12 protein-coding genes and 2 pseudogenes are annotated in these 15854 nt (G+C 66.5%); 4 read left to right on the forward strand and 10 right to left on the reverse strand.

Features of this window, described 5'->3' with window-relative positions:
* Positions 1 to 417 precede the first annotated feature (417 nt).
* The 3 genes from rpsA to polA all read right to left on the reverse strand — a co-directional run bounded on the left by rpsA (position 418) and on the right by polA (position 6142).
* Positions 418 to 1893: a 30S ribosomal protein S1 gene (gene rpsA, locus AB4Y72_RS02085; RefSeq protein WP_026537355.1), complete on the reverse strand. Its 1476-nt coding sequence runs from the start codon at positions 1891 to 1893 to the stop codon at positions 418 to 420.
* 258 nt (positions 1894 to 2151) lie between these two features.
* Positions 2152 to 3438, reverse strand: coding sequence for a GNAT family N-acetyltransferase (locus AB4Y72_RS02090; RefSeq protein ID WP_441424511.1), 1287 nt, complete (start codon positions 3436 to 3438; stop codon positions 2152 to 2154).
* A gap of 64 nt (positions 3439 to 3502) precedes the next feature.
* Positions 3503 to 6142, reverse strand: coding sequence for a DNA polymerase I (gene polA, locus AB4Y72_RS02095; protein WP_441424512.1), 2640 nt, complete (start codon positions 6140 to 6142; stop codon positions 3503 to 3505).
* Between polA and AB4Y72_RS02100 the strand changes: the two are divergent.
* Positions 6141 to 6371, forward strand: a pseudogene (locus tag AB4Y72_RS02100) (hypothetical protein); the annotation flags it as partial. The gene polA and the pseudogene AB4Y72_RS02100 overlap by 2 nt on opposite strands.
* An 84-nt stretch (positions 6372 to 6455) precedes the next feature.
* A complete protein-coding gene (locus AB4Y72_RS02105; RefSeq protein ID WP_441424582.1) occupies positions 6456 to 6929 on the forward strand; it encodes a hotdog fold thioesterase in 474 nt (157 codons plus the stop codon).
* Positions 6930 to 6938: 9 nt separating this feature from the next.
* On the opposite strand, the pseudogene AB4Y72_RS02110 reads toward AB4Y72_RS02105, so the two are convergent.
* The 7 genes and pseudogenes from AB4Y72_RS02110 to AB4Y72_RS02140 all read right to left on the reverse strand — a co-directional run bounded on the left by AB4Y72_RS02110 (position 6939) and on the right by AB4Y72_RS02140 (position 13773).
* Positions 6939 to 7489 (reverse strand): annotated as a pseudogene (locus tag AB4Y72_RS02110) (dihydrofolate reductase family protein).
* A 74-nt stretch (positions 7490 to 7563) separates the two neighbouring features.
* Positions 7564 to 7785, reverse strand: a complete 222-nt coding sequence (locus AB4Y72_RS02115) for a hypothetical protein (RefSeq protein ID WP_441424513.1) — start codon at positions 7783 to 7785, stop codon at positions 7564 to 7566.
* Complete coding sequence (locus AB4Y72_RS02120; protein ID WP_441424514.1) at positions 7782 to 8987, reverse strand: anion permease; 1206 nt, start codon at positions 8985 to 8987, stop codon at positions 7782 to 7784. Before AB4Y72_RS02120 ends, AB4Y72_RS02115 begins: the two co-directional genes overlap by 4 nt.
* Positions 8988 to 9220: 233 nt before the next feature.
* The gene (locus AB4Y72_RS02125; RefSeq protein WP_441424515.1) at positions 9221 to 9907 is read right to left on the reverse strand and encodes a hypothetical protein; all 687 of its coding nucleotides are present in this window, start codon (positions 9905 to 9907) and stop codon (positions 9221 to 9223) included.
* 117 nt (positions 9908 to 10024) lie between these two features.
* Positions 10025 to 10894: a universal stress protein gene (locus tag AB4Y72_RS02130; RefSeq protein ID WP_441424516.1), complete on the reverse strand. Its 870-nt coding sequence runs from the start codon at positions 10892 to 10894 to the stop codon at positions 10025 to 10027.
* 183 nt (positions 10895 to 11077) lie between these two features.
* Positions 11078 to 12394, reverse strand: a complete 1317-nt coding sequence (locus AB4Y72_RS02135) for an erythromycin esterase family protein (protein ID WP_441424517.1) — start codon at positions 12392 to 12394, stop codon at positions 11078 to 11080.
* A complete protein-coding gene (locus AB4Y72_RS02140; RefSeq protein WP_441424518.1) occupies positions 12391 to 13773 on the reverse strand; it encodes an MBL fold metallo-hydrolase RNA specificity domain-containing protein in 1383 nt (460 codons plus the stop codon). Before AB4Y72_RS02140 ends, AB4Y72_RS02135 begins: the two co-directional genes overlap by 4 nt.
* Positions 13774 to 13871: 98 nt before the next feature.
* Here AB4Y72_RS02140 and AB4Y72_RS02145 point away from each other — a divergent pair, with 98 nt between their 5' ends.
* Both AB4Y72_RS02145 and AB4Y72_RS02150 read left to right on the forward strand, forming a co-directional pair.
* Positions 13872 to 14021, forward strand: a complete 150-nt coding sequence (locus tag AB4Y72_RS02145) for a hypothetical protein (protein WP_441424519.1) — start codon at positions 13872 to 13874, stop codon at positions 14019 to 14021.
* 68 nt (positions 14022 to 14089) lie between these two features.
* Positions 14090 to 15829 (forward strand): long-chain-fatty-acid--CoA ligase, encoded by a 1740-nt coding sequence (locus tag AB4Y72_RS02150; protein ID WP_441424520.1) that lies wholly within the window; start codon positions 14090 to 14092, stop codon positions 15827 to 15829.
* Positions 15830 to 15854: the final 25 nt, after the last annotated feature.

Raw genomic sequence — 15854 nt, forward strand, 5'->3', positions numbered from 1 at the left:
CAGTCCCCCTATGCCCACCCCGCGAACCCAGCAATGGACATGTCCTTCGCCTTCCTGGGCGCGGGCCACTTGCCCTCGAGGGCAGGAGGGATGCTGCGGGTATACCCCCGGATTAGGGCCCTGCACCACCTCCGCCCACCGGACATGTCCCCCGCCCAGGCTCAGCAATGGACACAATGCCCATATGCCCCACGGCCGCCGCCAGCAATGAGCATGTTCCCTCAAGGCGGGCTCCAAAAATGAGCATGTCCAGTGGAACTTGCCAGCACTGAGCATGTCCGGGGCAAGAGAAAAGGTGGCCGCCCCAGGGGGACGGCCACCTTTTCTGTGCACCGTGGCGGTGCCGCTTCAAGTTACAGACTTGAAGCTACAAACTGCCTGGCCTCAGGGAGCTGACTCCTTGAGGAACGAGGGCAATTAGTTGCCGGTCAGCTTCTCGCGCAGAGCGGCAAGAGCCTCGTCCGAAGCAAGCGTGCCTGCACCGGTCTCGGTTGCAGCCGGCTCGGAGGAGTAGCTCGTGGTGCCGGAGTCGCTCTCACCGGACGTTGCAGCCGCAGCGTCGTCGGCAGCGTGCTGGGCAACCTGCTTCTTGTGGGCTTCCCAGCGGGTCTGGGCGTCAGCGTACTGCTGCTCCCAGGCGGCGCGCTGGTTCTCGTAGCCTTCAAGCCACTCGTTGGACTCCGGGTCGAAGCCCTCCGGGTACTTGTAGTTGCCCTCTTCGTCGTACTCGGCGGCCATGCCGTAGAGTGCCGGATCGAATTCGGTGCTGTCGGCGTCGACGCCCTCGTTGGCCTGCTTGAGGGAGAGCGAGATGCGGCGGCGCTCGAGGTCGATGTCGATGACCTTGACGAACAGTTCGTCGCCAACGGAGACAACCTGCTCGGCCAGCTCAACGTGGCGCACGGCGAGCTCGGAGATGTGGACCAGGCCTTCGATGCCGTCTTCAACGCGAACGAACGCGCCGAACGGAACGAGCTTGGTGACCTTACCCGGAACAACCTGGCCGAGGGCGTGGGTGCGGGCGAAGGTCTGCCACGGATCTTCCTGCGTAGCCTTGAGCGACAGGGAGACGCGCTCGCGGTCCAGGTCGACCTCGAGAACCTCGACGGTGACTTCCTGGCCAACTTCGACAACCTCGGACGGGTGGTCGATGTGCTTCCAGGACAGCTCGGAAACGTGAACCAGGCCGTCTACGCCGCCCAGGTCCACGAAGGCACCGAAGTTGACGATGGAGGAAACGACGCCGGGACGAACCTGGCCCTTTTCCAGCTTGTTGAGGAACGTGGAGCGGACCTCGGACTGGGTCTGCTCGAGCCATGCACGGCGGGACAGCACAACGTTGTTGCGGTTCTTGTCCAGCTCGATGATCTTGGCTTCGATCTGCTGACCGATGTACGGAGCGAGGTCGCGCACACGGCGCATCTCGACGAGGGATGCGGGCAGGAAGCCGCGCAGACCGATGTCGAGGATAAGACCACCCTTGACAACCTCGATGACGGTACCGGTGACAACACCGTCTTCTTCCTTGACCTTCTCGATGTCGCCCCAGGCACGCTCGTACTGAGCGCGCTTCTTGGAGAGGATCAGGCGGCCTTCTTTGTCTTCCTTGGTGAGCACCAGGGCTTCGACCTGATCGCCGACGGAGACGACGTCTCCGGGGTCAACGTCGTGCTTGATGGAAAGCTCGCGGGAGGGAATGACACCTTCGGTTTTGTAACCGATGTCGAGCAGAACTTCGTCGCGGTCGACCTTGACGACGGTACCTTCGACGAGGTCTCCGTCGTTGAAGTACTTGATGGTGGCGTCGACAGCTGCGAGGAAGTCCTCAGCGGTACCGATGTCGTTAATGGCGACTACGGGGGTACCGGGCTTCTCGGTGGAGGTGATGGTCATGTAGTAGGGGCTCCGTTGTGGATAGTTAGTCGGTCAGGCAAACCGGTTCGCCCGCATTATGGAATGCAGGCGAAGAATACGGCTTCTCAGCAAGTGATCCGCCGGGTCATCCTGATTTTGTGGATTGTAGATGCGCGCACGTAGTACACGCCCGTTTAGTCTAGTCGTTTACGCCAACGCGGGTCAAAGCGCGCGGGGCCTGCCGAGCAACGCGTGCACCCGGGAATGCTGCAGGCAGCTTTCCCGGGTGCGGGCCGGCTAGAAGTGCGTGGGGCAGTGCGGTGAGCGTTCGACGGCGAACATGAGACGCGCCGCCAGCGCTGCCCCGGCCGTGTGTTCAGTGACCCGACCCGCGGCCTTGAGGGTCACGGGACAGACGGCGCCCAAATAGATCGAGCCGAGGTCGGCGACATCCATCGACAGGTCCGGCGCGGCCTCCGGGGCCGGCGTCACCGTGGCCTCTCCCCCGCTGACCTGCAGCGTGAAGGTTCCGGCCGCGAAGCCGAGGCTGTCCCGCACGGTGAGAACCAGGGCCCCGTCGGCCGAGTAACGCCGGGCGCCCAGAACCCGCACCGGGTCCAGGACGCGCAGCCACAACATATCCCGGTGGTCTGAGGCCTCGACGCAGCGCGGGTCCTCGAGGGCCCAGGCCAGAGGGTCGTCCACCGGCGCGTCCTGCCAGCTGATGCGTTCCACCAGGTCGATGCTGCCGAGGAATTGCCATAGCTCCAGGTACGCGGCGTCGGTTGCGGCCACGAGGTCCACGATCTCCATGGTGTACGGCTTGGTGTCCCACCCGGAGAACTTGTAGGACACGTATCCGTCCACGGTGCCCGCAGCGTCGTAGTGCAGGGCACACCGGATGGCCTCGTCTTCGCTGCCGTCGCGGCCGAGCATGCCCGAAGACCGCAGCCGGTAGGCCTCCTGCCGGGAGATCGATCCGGGCATGGCGCTGTGGAACCGGCCGAAAACCTCCGGGGCCAGTTCCAGCAGGACCTTCCGGTCCGCGATCTCCACGGAACCGGCAGGATCGTGGCGCAGGCGGAAGCGCGGCCCGGTGTCGACCTTGATGCTCCGCTCAAAGGTGGCCACACCGTAGCCGAACCGGCCGTAGATGGACGCTTCCGACGCCGTGAGTGCTGCCAGCGCGACGCCCTCGGCTTTGGCCGCCGCCAGGTCACCGGTCATCATGCGCCGCAGGAGTCCCTGCCGGCGGTGCGTTCCGCGCACCGTGACGGCGGTGACCAACTGCGCTTCGAGCTGCCGGCCGTAGCCGATGTTCAGGTCCTTGCGCAGGGTCGCGAAAGTGGCCACCGGGACGTCCGCTGCCAGGGAGTGGGCCGCCACGCCGTCGGTCTGGTAGACGCCGGTCATCTCACGGTTGTCCACGAGGTACATGGCCATGATCTTGTCCATAAAATCGTCTTTGCGCGGCTCGTCGTAGAAGCCGATCCCGACGCCCCGCAGCCATGCCGTACCCTGCGCATAGTCCGCCGAGTCCTTGCCAACCGCGCGGAACCGCCTGAGCTCGTACTTTTCTCCCACGTGCTTCTCCCCCTGAGAATCCTGCCAATCCTGCGGTGCCGGCGGCGCCGGAACCGGTAAACCGTTAGTGCCCCGCCTCGTACCAGCTGGAGCCGATGCCGATCTGGACGTCCAGCGGAACGCTGAGGTCCGCGGCCGCGCCCATTTGCTCGGTCACGAGCTTCTCGACGACTTCGCGCTCGCCCGTGGCGACTTCGAGGACCAGTTCATCATGGACCTGCAGCAGCATCCGCGATTTGAGGCCCTGCGCCGCCAGCGCGCCGGAGACGCCGAGCATGGCCCGTTTGATGATATCCGCGGCGGATCCCTGGATGGGCGAGTTCAGCGCGATGCGCTCGGCGTTCTCGCGAAGCTGGCGGTCCGTGCTGGTGAGGTCCGGGAGGTAGCGGCGGCGGCCCTCGATGGTGGCGGTGTACCCGTCGATCCGGGCCTGGTCCACCACCCCGCGGAGGTAGTCGCGCACGGCGCCGAACCGGTCGAAGTAGTCCTTCATGAGGGTCCGCGCCTCGTCGACGGAAATCTCCAGCTGCTTTGACAGGCCGAATGAGGTCAGCCCGTAGGCGAGGCCATAGGACATGGCCTTGACCTTGGATCGCATGGCACTGGTCACCTGGTCCGTGGGCACGTGGAAGATGTTGGAGCCCACGAACCGGTGGAGATCTTCGCCGTCCTTGTAGGCCTGGATCAGGCCGGCGTCCCCGGAGAGGTGCGCCATGATGCGCATTTCGATCTGCGAATAGTCCGCGGACAGCAGGCACTCGTAGCCCTCGCTGACCACGAAGATGCCGCGGACCCGCCGGCCTTCCTCGCTGCGGATGGGGATGTTCTGCAGATTGGGGTTGTTGGAGGAGATCCGGCCGGTGGCCGCTACGTTCTGCGCGTAGGTGGTGTGGATCCGGCCGTCTTCCGCTACGGACTTCTTGAGCGACTCGAGCATCTGGCGCAGTTTCGACGACTCGCGGTGCGCCATCAGCTGGACCAGGAATTCGTGCCCGGTCTTTTCCAGCAGGTTCTTCAGCGAGGCGGCGTCGGTGGTGTAGCCGGACTTGATCTTTTTGGTTTTCGGCAGCTGGAGTTCGTCGAACAGCACGGTCTGGAGCTGCTTCGGCGAACCAAGGTTGACCTCATGGCCGATCGCGGCGAAGGCCAGCTCCTGGGCGTTGTCGATCACCTTGGCGAGATCGGACAACTGTTCGTCCATCCGCGGCATATCGATGGCGATGCCCGCGAGTTCCATATCCGCGAGCACCCGGCTGACCGGCAGTTCCAGCGTGGTCAGCAGCTCCTGGGCTTTGCGTTCCTTCAGTTCCGATTCGAAGAACCGGCTCAAGGCCTGGACGACGGCGGCCACGTGGACCAGCGCGCCGGCAGCGGCCGCGTCGTCGCCGTCGAACGCCAGCTCAAGCTGGCCCGCCTTGGCGGCCTCGGTGGAGACCGCGATGTTGAGGTGATGCTGCGCCAACTCCGCGAGCTCATAGCTGCGGCGGTCGGGCTGGATCAGGTAGCCGGAGATGGAGGTGTCATCCACCACGCCCTCCAGTTCCAATCCGCGGGCGCTCAGCGCCTTCAGCGCAGCCTTGAAGCCGTGCATCACCTTAGGCGCTTCGGCATCACGCAGCCACGCCGCGAGGACGTTTTCGGCGGCAGCGTCCTGACCTGCAAGGTCGATGTACACGGCGGCGCCGTCGCGGACGATCGCCACCGCGGACGCGTCCTCGCCGATCCTGCCGGGCACAACATCGACCGCTACTGCGGAGCGCTTGCCGGCACCGGCAGCGAGGAAGGTACCCAGCTCGGCCGCGTCCGAGGGAACCACGAAGTCCGGGGTCTCGAGGCTTTCCCGCTCGGCTTCCGTGACTTCACTGCCATACAGGGCGAAGAGCCGGGTGCGGATGGTTTTGAATTCGAGCGCATCGAACAGTTCCTCGACGGCGGCCTGGTCCGGCCGCGGATCCGCGAGCTCGTCGAGCGTCACAGGCAGGTCCAGATCAGTGCGGAGCCTGTTCAGCCGCCGGTTGCGCTTGACGTCCTCAACATATTCGCGGAGGGCGTCCCCCACCTTCCCACCGATCGCGTCGATGTTCTCCAGGACCCCCTCGAGCCCGCCGTAGAGGTTGATCCATTTGGCGGCCGTCTTAGGTCCGACGCCGGGAACGCCCGGGAGGTTGTCCGCGGTCTCCCCCACGAGGGCGGCGAGGTCCGAGTACTGGGCGGGGCTGACGAAATACTTCGCCTGGATGGCGTCCGCGTCCATCCTGGGGATATCGCTGACACCCTTCCTGGGGTACAGCACAAACACGTTGTCCGTGATGAGCTGGAAGGCATCGCGGTCGCCCGAGACCAGCAGCACCTCGTAGCCGGCCTTTTCCCCCATGGCAGCGAGCGTGGCCAGAATGTCGTCGGCCTCCCAGCCCGGCATCTTGATGGTCTTGATGCCCCACGCGCCCATGACCTTGTCGATGAGATCGATCTGGCCGCTCATTTCCCGGGGTGTCTCGTTGCGTCCGCCCTTGTAGCCGTCGTATTCGGCCTTGCGGTGCGTGGTGTCGTCGGAGACGTCGAATGCCACCGCCACGTGGGTGGGCTTTTGTTCCTTGATCAGGTTGATCAGCATGGACGTGAAGCCATGTACGGCGTTCGTGTGCTGCCCCGTGGCGGTGGAGAACTTGTCCGCGGGCAGGGCGAAGAACGCCCGGAAAGCCATGGAGTGTCCATCCAGCACGAGGAGCCGCGGCTGGTCCGTGATCGGAATCACCGGCGCCTCGGTGGCGGAAACCGACCCCAGGGCCCCGCTGGATTTTGCGGCGGGCTTGGCCGCGGGCACTGGTTCCTGCTGGCTTGCCGGGAGAACGTCTGCTGTTGTGTCTGCAGAATGGGGGGCAGGATTCTCAAGGGCGGCGTTCTCGAGGGCAGTGTTCTCAAGGGCGGTGTTCTCAAGGGCGGTGTTCTCAAGGGCGGCGTTCTCGAGGGCAGGGGCCGGTTTGGTAGTTTCACTCACAGGTGCCAGCCTAGTTCCCATGATGGACAATTTCACGCCCGCCCCCTACGCCGCCGAGCTCGCGGCGGCCGGAGTTCCCGAAGACATGCACGATTGGCTGGGCCAGTACGGCGTCGGCACCCTCGTCGTGAAGATGGGAATCCACTTCCTTGAATTAAGTCCGGAGCGCACCGTGGCCACCATGCCGGTGGAAGGCAACACCCAGGTGGCCGGCATCCTGCACGGCGGGGCGCACGTGGTCCTCGCCGAAACCCTGGGTTCCTTCGCCGCCGGCATCCACGCGGGCCCCCACCGGCAGGCGCTGGGGATCGAGGTCGGGGCGACGCATCACCGCGCGATTTCCCACGGCACGGTCACCGGCACGTGCACGGCCATCCACCTCGGCCGGACCCTCACGACACACGAGATCGTCATGACGGACGAGCAGGGCCGCAGGCTGTCCACGGCCCGGATCACGAACCTCATCCGCGATATCGCGCACCAGGAAAGCTAACAGGCAACGCTAGGGGGTCCTGCCGGGGAACCGGTAGCGCAACTCCACGACGCCGCGCCCAATGGTGCGGGAAGATACCAACTCCAGCGGCGGCGTCGGACCCATCATGGGCAGCAGGGGCTTGCCGTTGCCCAGCCCACGGGAATGACGGACAGGATCAGTTCGTCCAGCAGTCCGGCGTCGGCGAATTGCGCGGCGAGGACACCCCCGCCCACGACCCAGATGTTCCGGCCGCCGGCTTCTTCCACGAGGTCGCCGACGAACTCCCGGACAGCTCCGCGAACGAACGTGACGTTGGCGCCCTTCGGGGCGGAGTGTTCGTGGTGGGTGAAGACCCAGCAGGGTGTGCCGGGATAGGGCCAGGTGTCCGGTTCGTGCTCCAGAAGCCAGGCGTAGGTCTCACCGCCCATGACGATGCAGCCGACGTCGGCGATGAATGCGTCATAGCTGTCCTGGCCGCCGTCAAAGCCGTCAAACTGCAGGAGCCACGCCAGATTGTCGTCGTTCGTGGCGATGAAGCCGTCGAGTGAGGATGCCACGAAGTACTGGAAGCTCGCCATGGCCCCAGCCTAGCCAATGCGTCCGCAGGTGCCCATCCCCGGGATCCCCTGGCTATCCGGACCCCGGCCGCTGCCTAAGCGTGGAAGTACGGAATGATCAGGTAGAGCCCGAAGAGAATGGCGGCGCCGCACAAAGCGAAGCACGTGTAGGCGAGCGGCCGGGTCCAGGCCGCCGGGGCGGTCCGGGTGTCCCCCGCGATGGCCGTGAGCCTGACGCCGAGGGAATAGAGAACCACCACGGTCACAGCGGCCACAAGCGTGGCACCCGCCACGCTGAATAGTTCCAGCCACTTCATCGCTGGGACCCCCCGTTCTTGATCGCCTTCGTGGCGGACTTCTTCTTGCGGAACTGCACGGCCTGGCCGACTTCCTCGATCTCGACGGCGTTGTTGCTGCCTACATGGGACTTCCGGGACCGGACAAACATGTAGGCCACCGCGGCGGTGCCGGCAGTTGCCGCGATGATCACGCCAACGACGCCGGTCTGCACGAGCAGGGCCGTGAGCGCGCCCACGATTCCAGCGGCCGGCAGCGTGAACAGCCAGCCGATAGCAATCCGGCCGGCGGTTCCCCACCGCACAGTCGTGCCGCGGCGTCCCATGCCGGAGCCCACAACCGAGCCGGAGGCCACCTGCGTGGTGGACAGGGCGAAGCCCAGATGCGAGGACGCCAGAATGGCCGTGGCGGTGCTGGTCTCGGCGGCGAAGCCCTGGGCGGGCTTAACCTCGGTAAGTCCCGAGCCCATGGTGCGGATGATCCGCCAGCCGCCGGAATACGTGCCGACCGCGATGGCGAAGGCACAGGCGGTGATAACCCACCACTGGGGACCGGAGCCGGCAGGCTGGAGGCCCGCGGAGATCAGGACCAGGGTGATGATGCCCATGGTCTTCTGGGCATCGTTGGTGCCGTGGGCCAGTGCCACGAGGCTGGACGTGAAAATCTGTCCGGTCCGGAATCCGCCGCGCTTCTGCGTCAGCTTGTCACCGGTTTCCGGGTCGTGACGGGACGTCAGCGCGTAGGCCAGACGAGTGCACAGGTAGGCCACGCCGCCCGCGATGATCGGGGCGAACACCGCCGGAAGGATGACCTTCTGCAGGATTGACTCAAAGTTGACGGAGTGGATGCCGATACCGGCAATCGCGGCGCCGATCAGGCCGCCGAAGAGCGCGTGGGAGGAACTCGACGGCAGGCCCTTGAGCCAGGTGATCATGTTCCAGAGGATGGCGCCCATCAGCCCGGCGAAGATGATGTCCGGCGTGATCGGAGCCGCGCCTGCGCCCTCCTTGATGATGCCGCCGGAAACGGTCTTGGCGACTTCCGTGGAGAGGAACGCTCCCACGAGGTTTAGCACCGCCGCCAAGGCGACAGCCGTCCTGGGTTTGATGGCACCGGTCGCGATGGGGGTTGCCATGGCGTTCGCGGTGTCATGAAATCCGTTGGTGAAGTCGAAGAACAGCGCCAGCAATATCACTAGCGCCACCATTACGGTGTATTCCACCTGTTGCCCAATCTGCAGTGTCCATGGTCAGCAGTTCCACACCCCGGCGCCCCATGGCCACAGCGCTCCGAGATGCCTATCCCGATGAACGTCCAGTGGTCACTAAGCAGCTTGAAACCTTATCGATGGTACGTGGGAATGAGCGCAGGGCAAAACATGCCAGAAGACCCTAATTGGCGGCCCCCTCGGAGGAGAGCGGCTTTCACGGCGGCGGCGCGATGATCGTCACAGAGCTACACCGCACGGCGGACGTCCGCTGCCGGACCGGCGTCGAGCATGGAGGCGATCTTGTCCTCCAGCGCGGCGAGCGTGGCCTCCGGCAGCACGATGAGCCCGTCGAGCTCCCTGCGGGCACGCCGGTAGGCGGTCTGGCGTTCGGCAGGGGTCGCGGCCGCGTCGGAGGCAATCCGCAGGAGCTTCCGCGCCGTCTCCAGCCGCTGGCGTTCCGGGCCCGTGAATTTGCTGTCCCTGATCCGTTTCGCTTCCCGTTCGGCCACGTCGAAGGCCAGCTCGAAACTTGTCACGGCGGCCCGGTACTCCGAGAGCCGAGCGGCAGATCTCAGATCCCCGGGTGCGGCGGGGCGCAGGCCGTCGGCCTCGCGCTTGGCCCGCAGGAAAGCCACGGTGAGGGGCTCCCGGACATCGGTCATGACCGGAAAGTCGATCAGTTTCCCCACGTCCAGCTCGTAGTCCAGCCAGCGCCTGTTAACGGTATCGTGCGCGTCCATGAGGCCCAGCACCTCGGCCTGGCTGGCCTGCTCGGCCTGCACCGCCTGGTTCTTGAGTGTGTAGAGCTCCATCCGGCGGCGGTGCCGGCGTTCCGTGGCTTTGGACCAGGACCGGGCCCACCCGCCGATCAGCCCGCTCATGGGAAAGACGAGCCACCAGGAGTGGCTGAGAAAGTTAAAAAACGGGTCCACGGCAACATCCTCCCATCCGCGGGCGGCGGCGGAAAGCCCCCTCCGCGGAGGGGGCTTCCCAGCCAGTCTGGGCCGGCCGGCTTCGGGGGCCGCCGCGGCAACGGACTGCGGCGGCGCTCAGTCCTCGTGCTTGACCTTGTGCACCCGGGTGACGATGGTGGGGCACGGCACGTTCAGCAGCACTGCGTGGGCCGTGGAGCCGAGCACCGTCCGGGACAACCCGCCGCGCCCGCGGCTGCCGATCACCAGCAGCCTGGCGTCGGCCGCGATGTCCACGAGGGCCTTCGCCGGTTCGGTGTTCGTCTCAAGCCGCTGATGGACGACGAGGTCAGGGTACTTGTCGCCCAGTCCGGCCACCGATTCGGCGAGCACGATCCGGTTCTCCTCGACCAGGGTCTCGGCAAGGCCGCTGGAGGGCATCTGCTTCTCGAGCCACCGGGCAGGGCTCTTGAATGCGAGGACGACGCTGAGTTCGTCCCCGCCCAGGTCGGCTTCCGCGGCCGCGAACGCGACCGCCTGCAGGGACTCCTCGGAGCCGTCCACGCCGACCACCACGCCTTTGGCGCCGGTCCCGGGTTTCGCCGGTATGACGGCTACCGGGCATTCCGACGCGGCGACAACCTGCAAGGCACGGTCCGTCATCGGGCCGCCGTCGATCCGACGCTTCTCATGGCCGCCCACCACGATCACGGCTGCTTCCTTGGAGATATCCCGCAGCACGGAGCCGCCGCCGCCATGACGAAGCTCGATGTCCACCTTGACGTCCGGGGCCTGTTCGCCGGCGCTGGCCTGCGCTTTTTGAAGCAGCTCCATCCCCGATTCCCGGATGAGCTCGTGGTACTGGAAGTCCGGAGACAACCAGCGGTCATCCACCGCGTGGATGGCGATGACCGGAAGCCGGTCCCGGGCCGCCCGTTGAAGGGCCCAGGTCAGGGCGGCGTCGCTTCCCGCTGACCCGTTGATTCCGACGACGATTGCTTTGCTCATTCTGAATCCTGCTCTTCTGGAGTGGAGTGATGGTTGCAGACCGCGTGACCCGGCAAGTCTCCTGACACTTCAGTGTGCTCCGCCTGCCAAAACTCGGCTTAGGGCCTTAAGCCCCGCACTTGGCGCCCTTCTCACCGCCGCCTCGCGCCCCGTGGCGGTGCTCCGGGACGTAACGGCCACGGCCTAGAAGCCCGTGGGTTCGGTCTCGAACTCCGGTTCGCGGGGCGGGCCCTCATGGTGCACCGGCCGCAGCGCCGCGGTGTGTTCGAGCCAGATCAGCGCGTCGTAGCGCTCCCCCATCCGGGTGGGAACGTAATTTCCGGCTTCCCGTTCCGGGCGGTACACCACACCGATCGCCCGGTGGCCTAGCCACGTCGACAGCCAGGGCCCGGATCTGTCGTCACCGAACTCGAGTACGGACGGCACGCCGAGGGCCTGGTGCAGGAAGTCCTCGTGGCTGCCCGGCCGCGCTTCCGGCACCGTCAGCACACGCTCCGGCCGGCCCCACGCATCGGCGGCGATCACTGAGCCCCGGTGCGCTGCGAAGCCAACCAGCAGGACCCCCTCGCCCGCGTGGCGTTCCCGCAGCAGCTGTCCGACATTGACCAGGCCGTCCTGCGCCATGTCCGTGGCGCGCGCGTCCCCGACATGCGTATTGTGCTCCCAGATCAGACCCTTGGACGCCGGACCGAGGTGCCTGCTGACCCGGTCAATGGTGTCCGCCATATGGTGGTCGCGGACGTTCCAGGACTGCCGGTCGCCGCGGACCATGATCCGGTAGTAGTGCTCGGCGTTGGCCGCGACTTCGGCGTTTTGGACGGCGTCGAAGGCGTCCTCGTCATGGGGCCCGGGGCTGAAGACCCGGTTCCTGACTTCGGCCAGGAGGGCGACGACGTCCGCCTCGCAGGACTGCGGCACCAGCCGGGTGCTCCATGCGTACTCGTGCGGATCCTCGTGATGCGGCAGGAAGCACTGCCAGGCACGCATCGCCGCGGGCACGGCGTCGGGGACGTTGTCCTGCAGCCAGCCAATGATTTCCCGCAGCGAATCCCACAGCGAGTAGACATCCAGTCCGTAAAAACCCACGCGCTTGCCCATGGGCCGCCCCGCGTTCCAGGTGCGCAGCCAGTCCAGGAATGCCGCGATTTCCTCGTTGGCCCACATCCAGGTCGGCCAGCGTTCAAAGCCTGCCAGGAGGGCGTGGACTCCCTGGTCCTTGCCGTCCAGGCCGCGGACCCACCGGTTAATGCGCCAGCAGTCGGGCCAGTCGCCTTCCACCCCGATCCAGTTGTAGCCTTCCTCCGCGATCAGCCGCCGGCTCAGGGTATCCCGCCACGTGTAGAACTCGTGTGTGCCGTGGGACGCCTCGCCGATGGCGACAAACCGGCAGCCGGCGGCCCGCTCCACGAGCCCGTTGAGGTCCCGGTCGCTTTTCAGCGGCCGCGCGATATCATGGATCTCCCGCAGCACGGAACTCCGGGTGACGGCCGTGGGATTCATCGTGGATCCTCAATGTCGATCGACTCAAGGTGCTCGGGCACCCGCGCCCGCCAGCCGAGTTCGCGTTTGATCCGGAGACGCAGGGCATCGGACGCGTCGGGGTCGCCGTGCGTGATGTAGGTCATGCGCGGCTCCCTTGCCGCCGCTTTCATCCACGCGATGATGCCGTCGGCGTCGGCATGCGCGGAGAGGCTTTCAAGCTGGATGACTTCGGCCCGCACCTTGACGTCCTCTCCATAGATGCGCAGCTCGCGCTCGCCCGCGGCCAGGGCGGCCCCGCGCGTGCCGCCGGCCTGGTAGCCGCTGAGGATGATGGCGTTTCTCGGATCGGGGCCGTACGCCGCAACGTGGTGCAGGATCCGGCCGCCGGTCAGCATGCCGCTGGCCGAGATGATGATCATGGGTCCGCCGCGCAGGTTCAGCAGCTTGGACTCGTCCACGGTGCGGGTGAGCTTGGCCAGCTTGTACATTTGCGTGTATTCCTCCCGCTTTAGCCGGTGTTCCTCGGGATGGCGCTGGTACATTTCTGAGGCGTCGATGGCCATGGGGCTGTTCAGGTATACCGGGATGGGCGGAATCGCGTCCTTTTGGAACAGCCTGGACAGGTACAGCATGAGCGTTTCGGCCCGGCCGACGGCGAACGCGGCGAACATGATGACCCCGCCGCGTTTCGCGACCCGGTTGATGATCTCCCCCAGTTGCTTCTCGGGATCCTCGGTGGCGTGTTTCCTGTTGCCGTACGTGGACTCGGTGACCAGGACGCCCGTTTCGCCGAGCGTCCTGGGCGGGTACATGAAGGGGTCATCGGCACGGCCCAGGTCCCCGGTGAAGTGCGCGGAGTGGGAGCCAAGGCGGACGTGAACCTGCGCGGCCCCGAGGATGTGCCCGGCCGGCACGAACGTCATTTCCAGGCCGCCGCCAAGGTCAAGGGGATCGTCAAATCCCCGGACCCTGAAGCTGTTGAGCGATGCGACGGCGTCGGCGGCCGTGTAGAGCGGCAGCGCCGGGTCGTGCGTGGACGATCCCCGCTCCGAGGCATACCGGGCTTCCTCCTCCTGCAGGTGACCGCTGTCCGGCAGGAGGAGTTTGCAGAGATCCGTGGTGCCGTCCGTGGCGTAGACGGGGCCGCTGAAGCCGTCCCTGACCAGCGCGGGGACGTAGCCGGTATGGTCCAGGTGCGCATGGGTCAACACGACGGCGTCAATGGACCGGGGCGGCACGGGGAAGGGCGCCCGGTTGCGCTGGCGGTTGCGTTTGTAGCCTTGGAAAAGGCCGCAGTCCACCAGCACGCGCCTGCCACCGGCGTCGATCAGGTAGCGGGAGCCGGTGACGGTGTCGGTGGCGCCCAAAAACTTCAGGCTCGGCTGCTCGTCTTTCATGGCGCTTCCGTGGACCTCCACCCCGTAGATCTGGACATTTCGGTAGATCTGAACATTGCGGTAGATCTGAACATGGCAGTAAATCTGAACATGGCCCCGTGACGTGCGCAGACCTGCAGCTGGCGGTGTACGCCTCAGCTTCCGCCCGGGCCCGTCGGGGTGCCAAGGGCCGAAAGTCACCTCAGGCCGCGCACGGCGCCCGCATGACGCTGACCTCGCGCTGCACCCGGGCCAGGCCCTCCCGGTAGGATTTCCTGACGGGTCCTGCCGGGCCCGAGGCCGGACGCCCGGCGCAGCCCAGTGGCAAGGACACACCATGAGCAACCAATCCGCGGGGCGCCAGCATCCCGACCGTCCCTGGACCCGCCACTACAGCCCCGGGGTTCCCGCGGACCTGAAACTCCCGGCCGGAACCCTGGTGGACCTCATCGACTCCTCCGTCCGGCGCTACGGGACAAAGACCGCGCTGGAGTTCTTCGGGGCACGGACCAGCTACCGCGAGCTGGGGGCCTCCATCAGCAAGGCAGCCGCCGGCCTCAAGAAGCTTGGCGTGCGGGCCGGTGACCGGGTGGCGCTGGTCCTGCCGAACTGTCCCCAGCACATCATCGCGTTCCATGCGGTGCTGCGCCTGGGCGCCGTCGTCGTCGAACACAATCCCCTCTACACCGACCGCGAGCTTCGGCATCAGTTTGAGGACCACGGCGCCACCGTCGCGGTCGTCTGGGACAAAGTCGTGGACAAGGTCCGGCAGTTGCCGTCCGACGTCGGGCTGCGGAGCATAGTCTCCGTTGAGCTGATTCCGGCGATGCCCCTGCGGCAGCGGCTGGCGTTGCGGCTCCCGGTGCCGGCAGCGCGCACGGCCAGGGCCGCGCTGGCCGCCGGCAAGCGCGTGTCCCGGCCCGCGACGGCGCCGGCCGGCCGGACAGTGCTGGCCTGGAAGGAGCTCCTTGCCGCCGGCGAACTGAAGAAAAAGCACCCGCGCCCGGCCGCCGGTGACCTCGCCGTCATCCAGTACACCAGCGGCACCACCGGCGAGCCCAAGGGCGCCATGCTCACCCATGCCAATCTGCAGGCCAACGCCGCGCAGGGCCGTGCCTGGGTGCCCGGAATCAAGGAGGGCCGGGAGACTGTCTACGCGGTGCTGCCGATGTTCCACGCCTACGGGCTGACCCTGTGCATGACGTTTGCCCTGAGCATCGGCGCGAAGCTGGTGCTGTTCCCGAAGTTCGACGTCGACCTCGTACTGAAGGCCCACCGGAAGTCGCCTGCCACGTTCCTGCCGGCGGTTCCGCCGATCTACGACCGTATCGCCGCCGCCGCGGCGGGGCGGGGCATCGCGCTGGACAGCATCCGGTTTTCGATATCGGGGGCGATGAACCTGCCGACGGCGACAGTTGAGACCTGGGAGAAGGCGACCGGCGGCTACCTGATCGAGGGCTACGGGCTGACGGAAACCTCACCCATCGCGCTGGGCAACCCGTTCGGTCCCAGCCGGAAGCCGGGAACCGTGGGGGTCCCGTTTCCCCTGACCGACATCCGGGTGGTGGACCCGCGGAACGTCCTGCTGGACCGCGCCCCGGGTGAGGAAGGCGAACTTCTGGTCAAGGGGCCGCAGGTTTTTGCCGGTTATTGGAACCGGCCGCAGGAGACTGAGGAAGCGCTCCTGGAAGGGGGATGGTTCCGCACCGGGGACATCGTCTCGATGGACAAAGACGATTTCGTGACCATCCGGGACCGGATCAAGGAGCTGATCATCACGGGAGGCTTCAACGTCTCCCCCACGGAAGTCGAAGGCATCCTCAGTGACTACCCCGGCGTCCTGGACGTGTGCGTGGTGGGGCTTCCCCGCCCGGGCGGCGGAGAAGACGTGGTCGCCGCCGTCGTCCCGGCTGCGGGCTTCCGCGTCGACCCGCAGGCGCTGCTGGCGTTCGCCCGGGAGAACCTGGCCGCCTACAAGGTCCCGCGCCGCGTTGCCGTGGTGGAGGACCTGCCGCGCTCGCTGATCGGCAAGGTCCTGCGCCGCGAGGTCCGGGACTCACTCGCAGCCGGCCGGTGAGCTGCCCTTCCCCGGCCGGCCGCCG

The organism is Arthrobacter sp. YAF34 (assembly GCF_052113245.1).
In the GTDB taxonomy this organism is placed as follows: Bacteria; Actinomycetota; Actinomycetes; order Actinomycetales; family Micrococcaceae; genus Arthrobacter.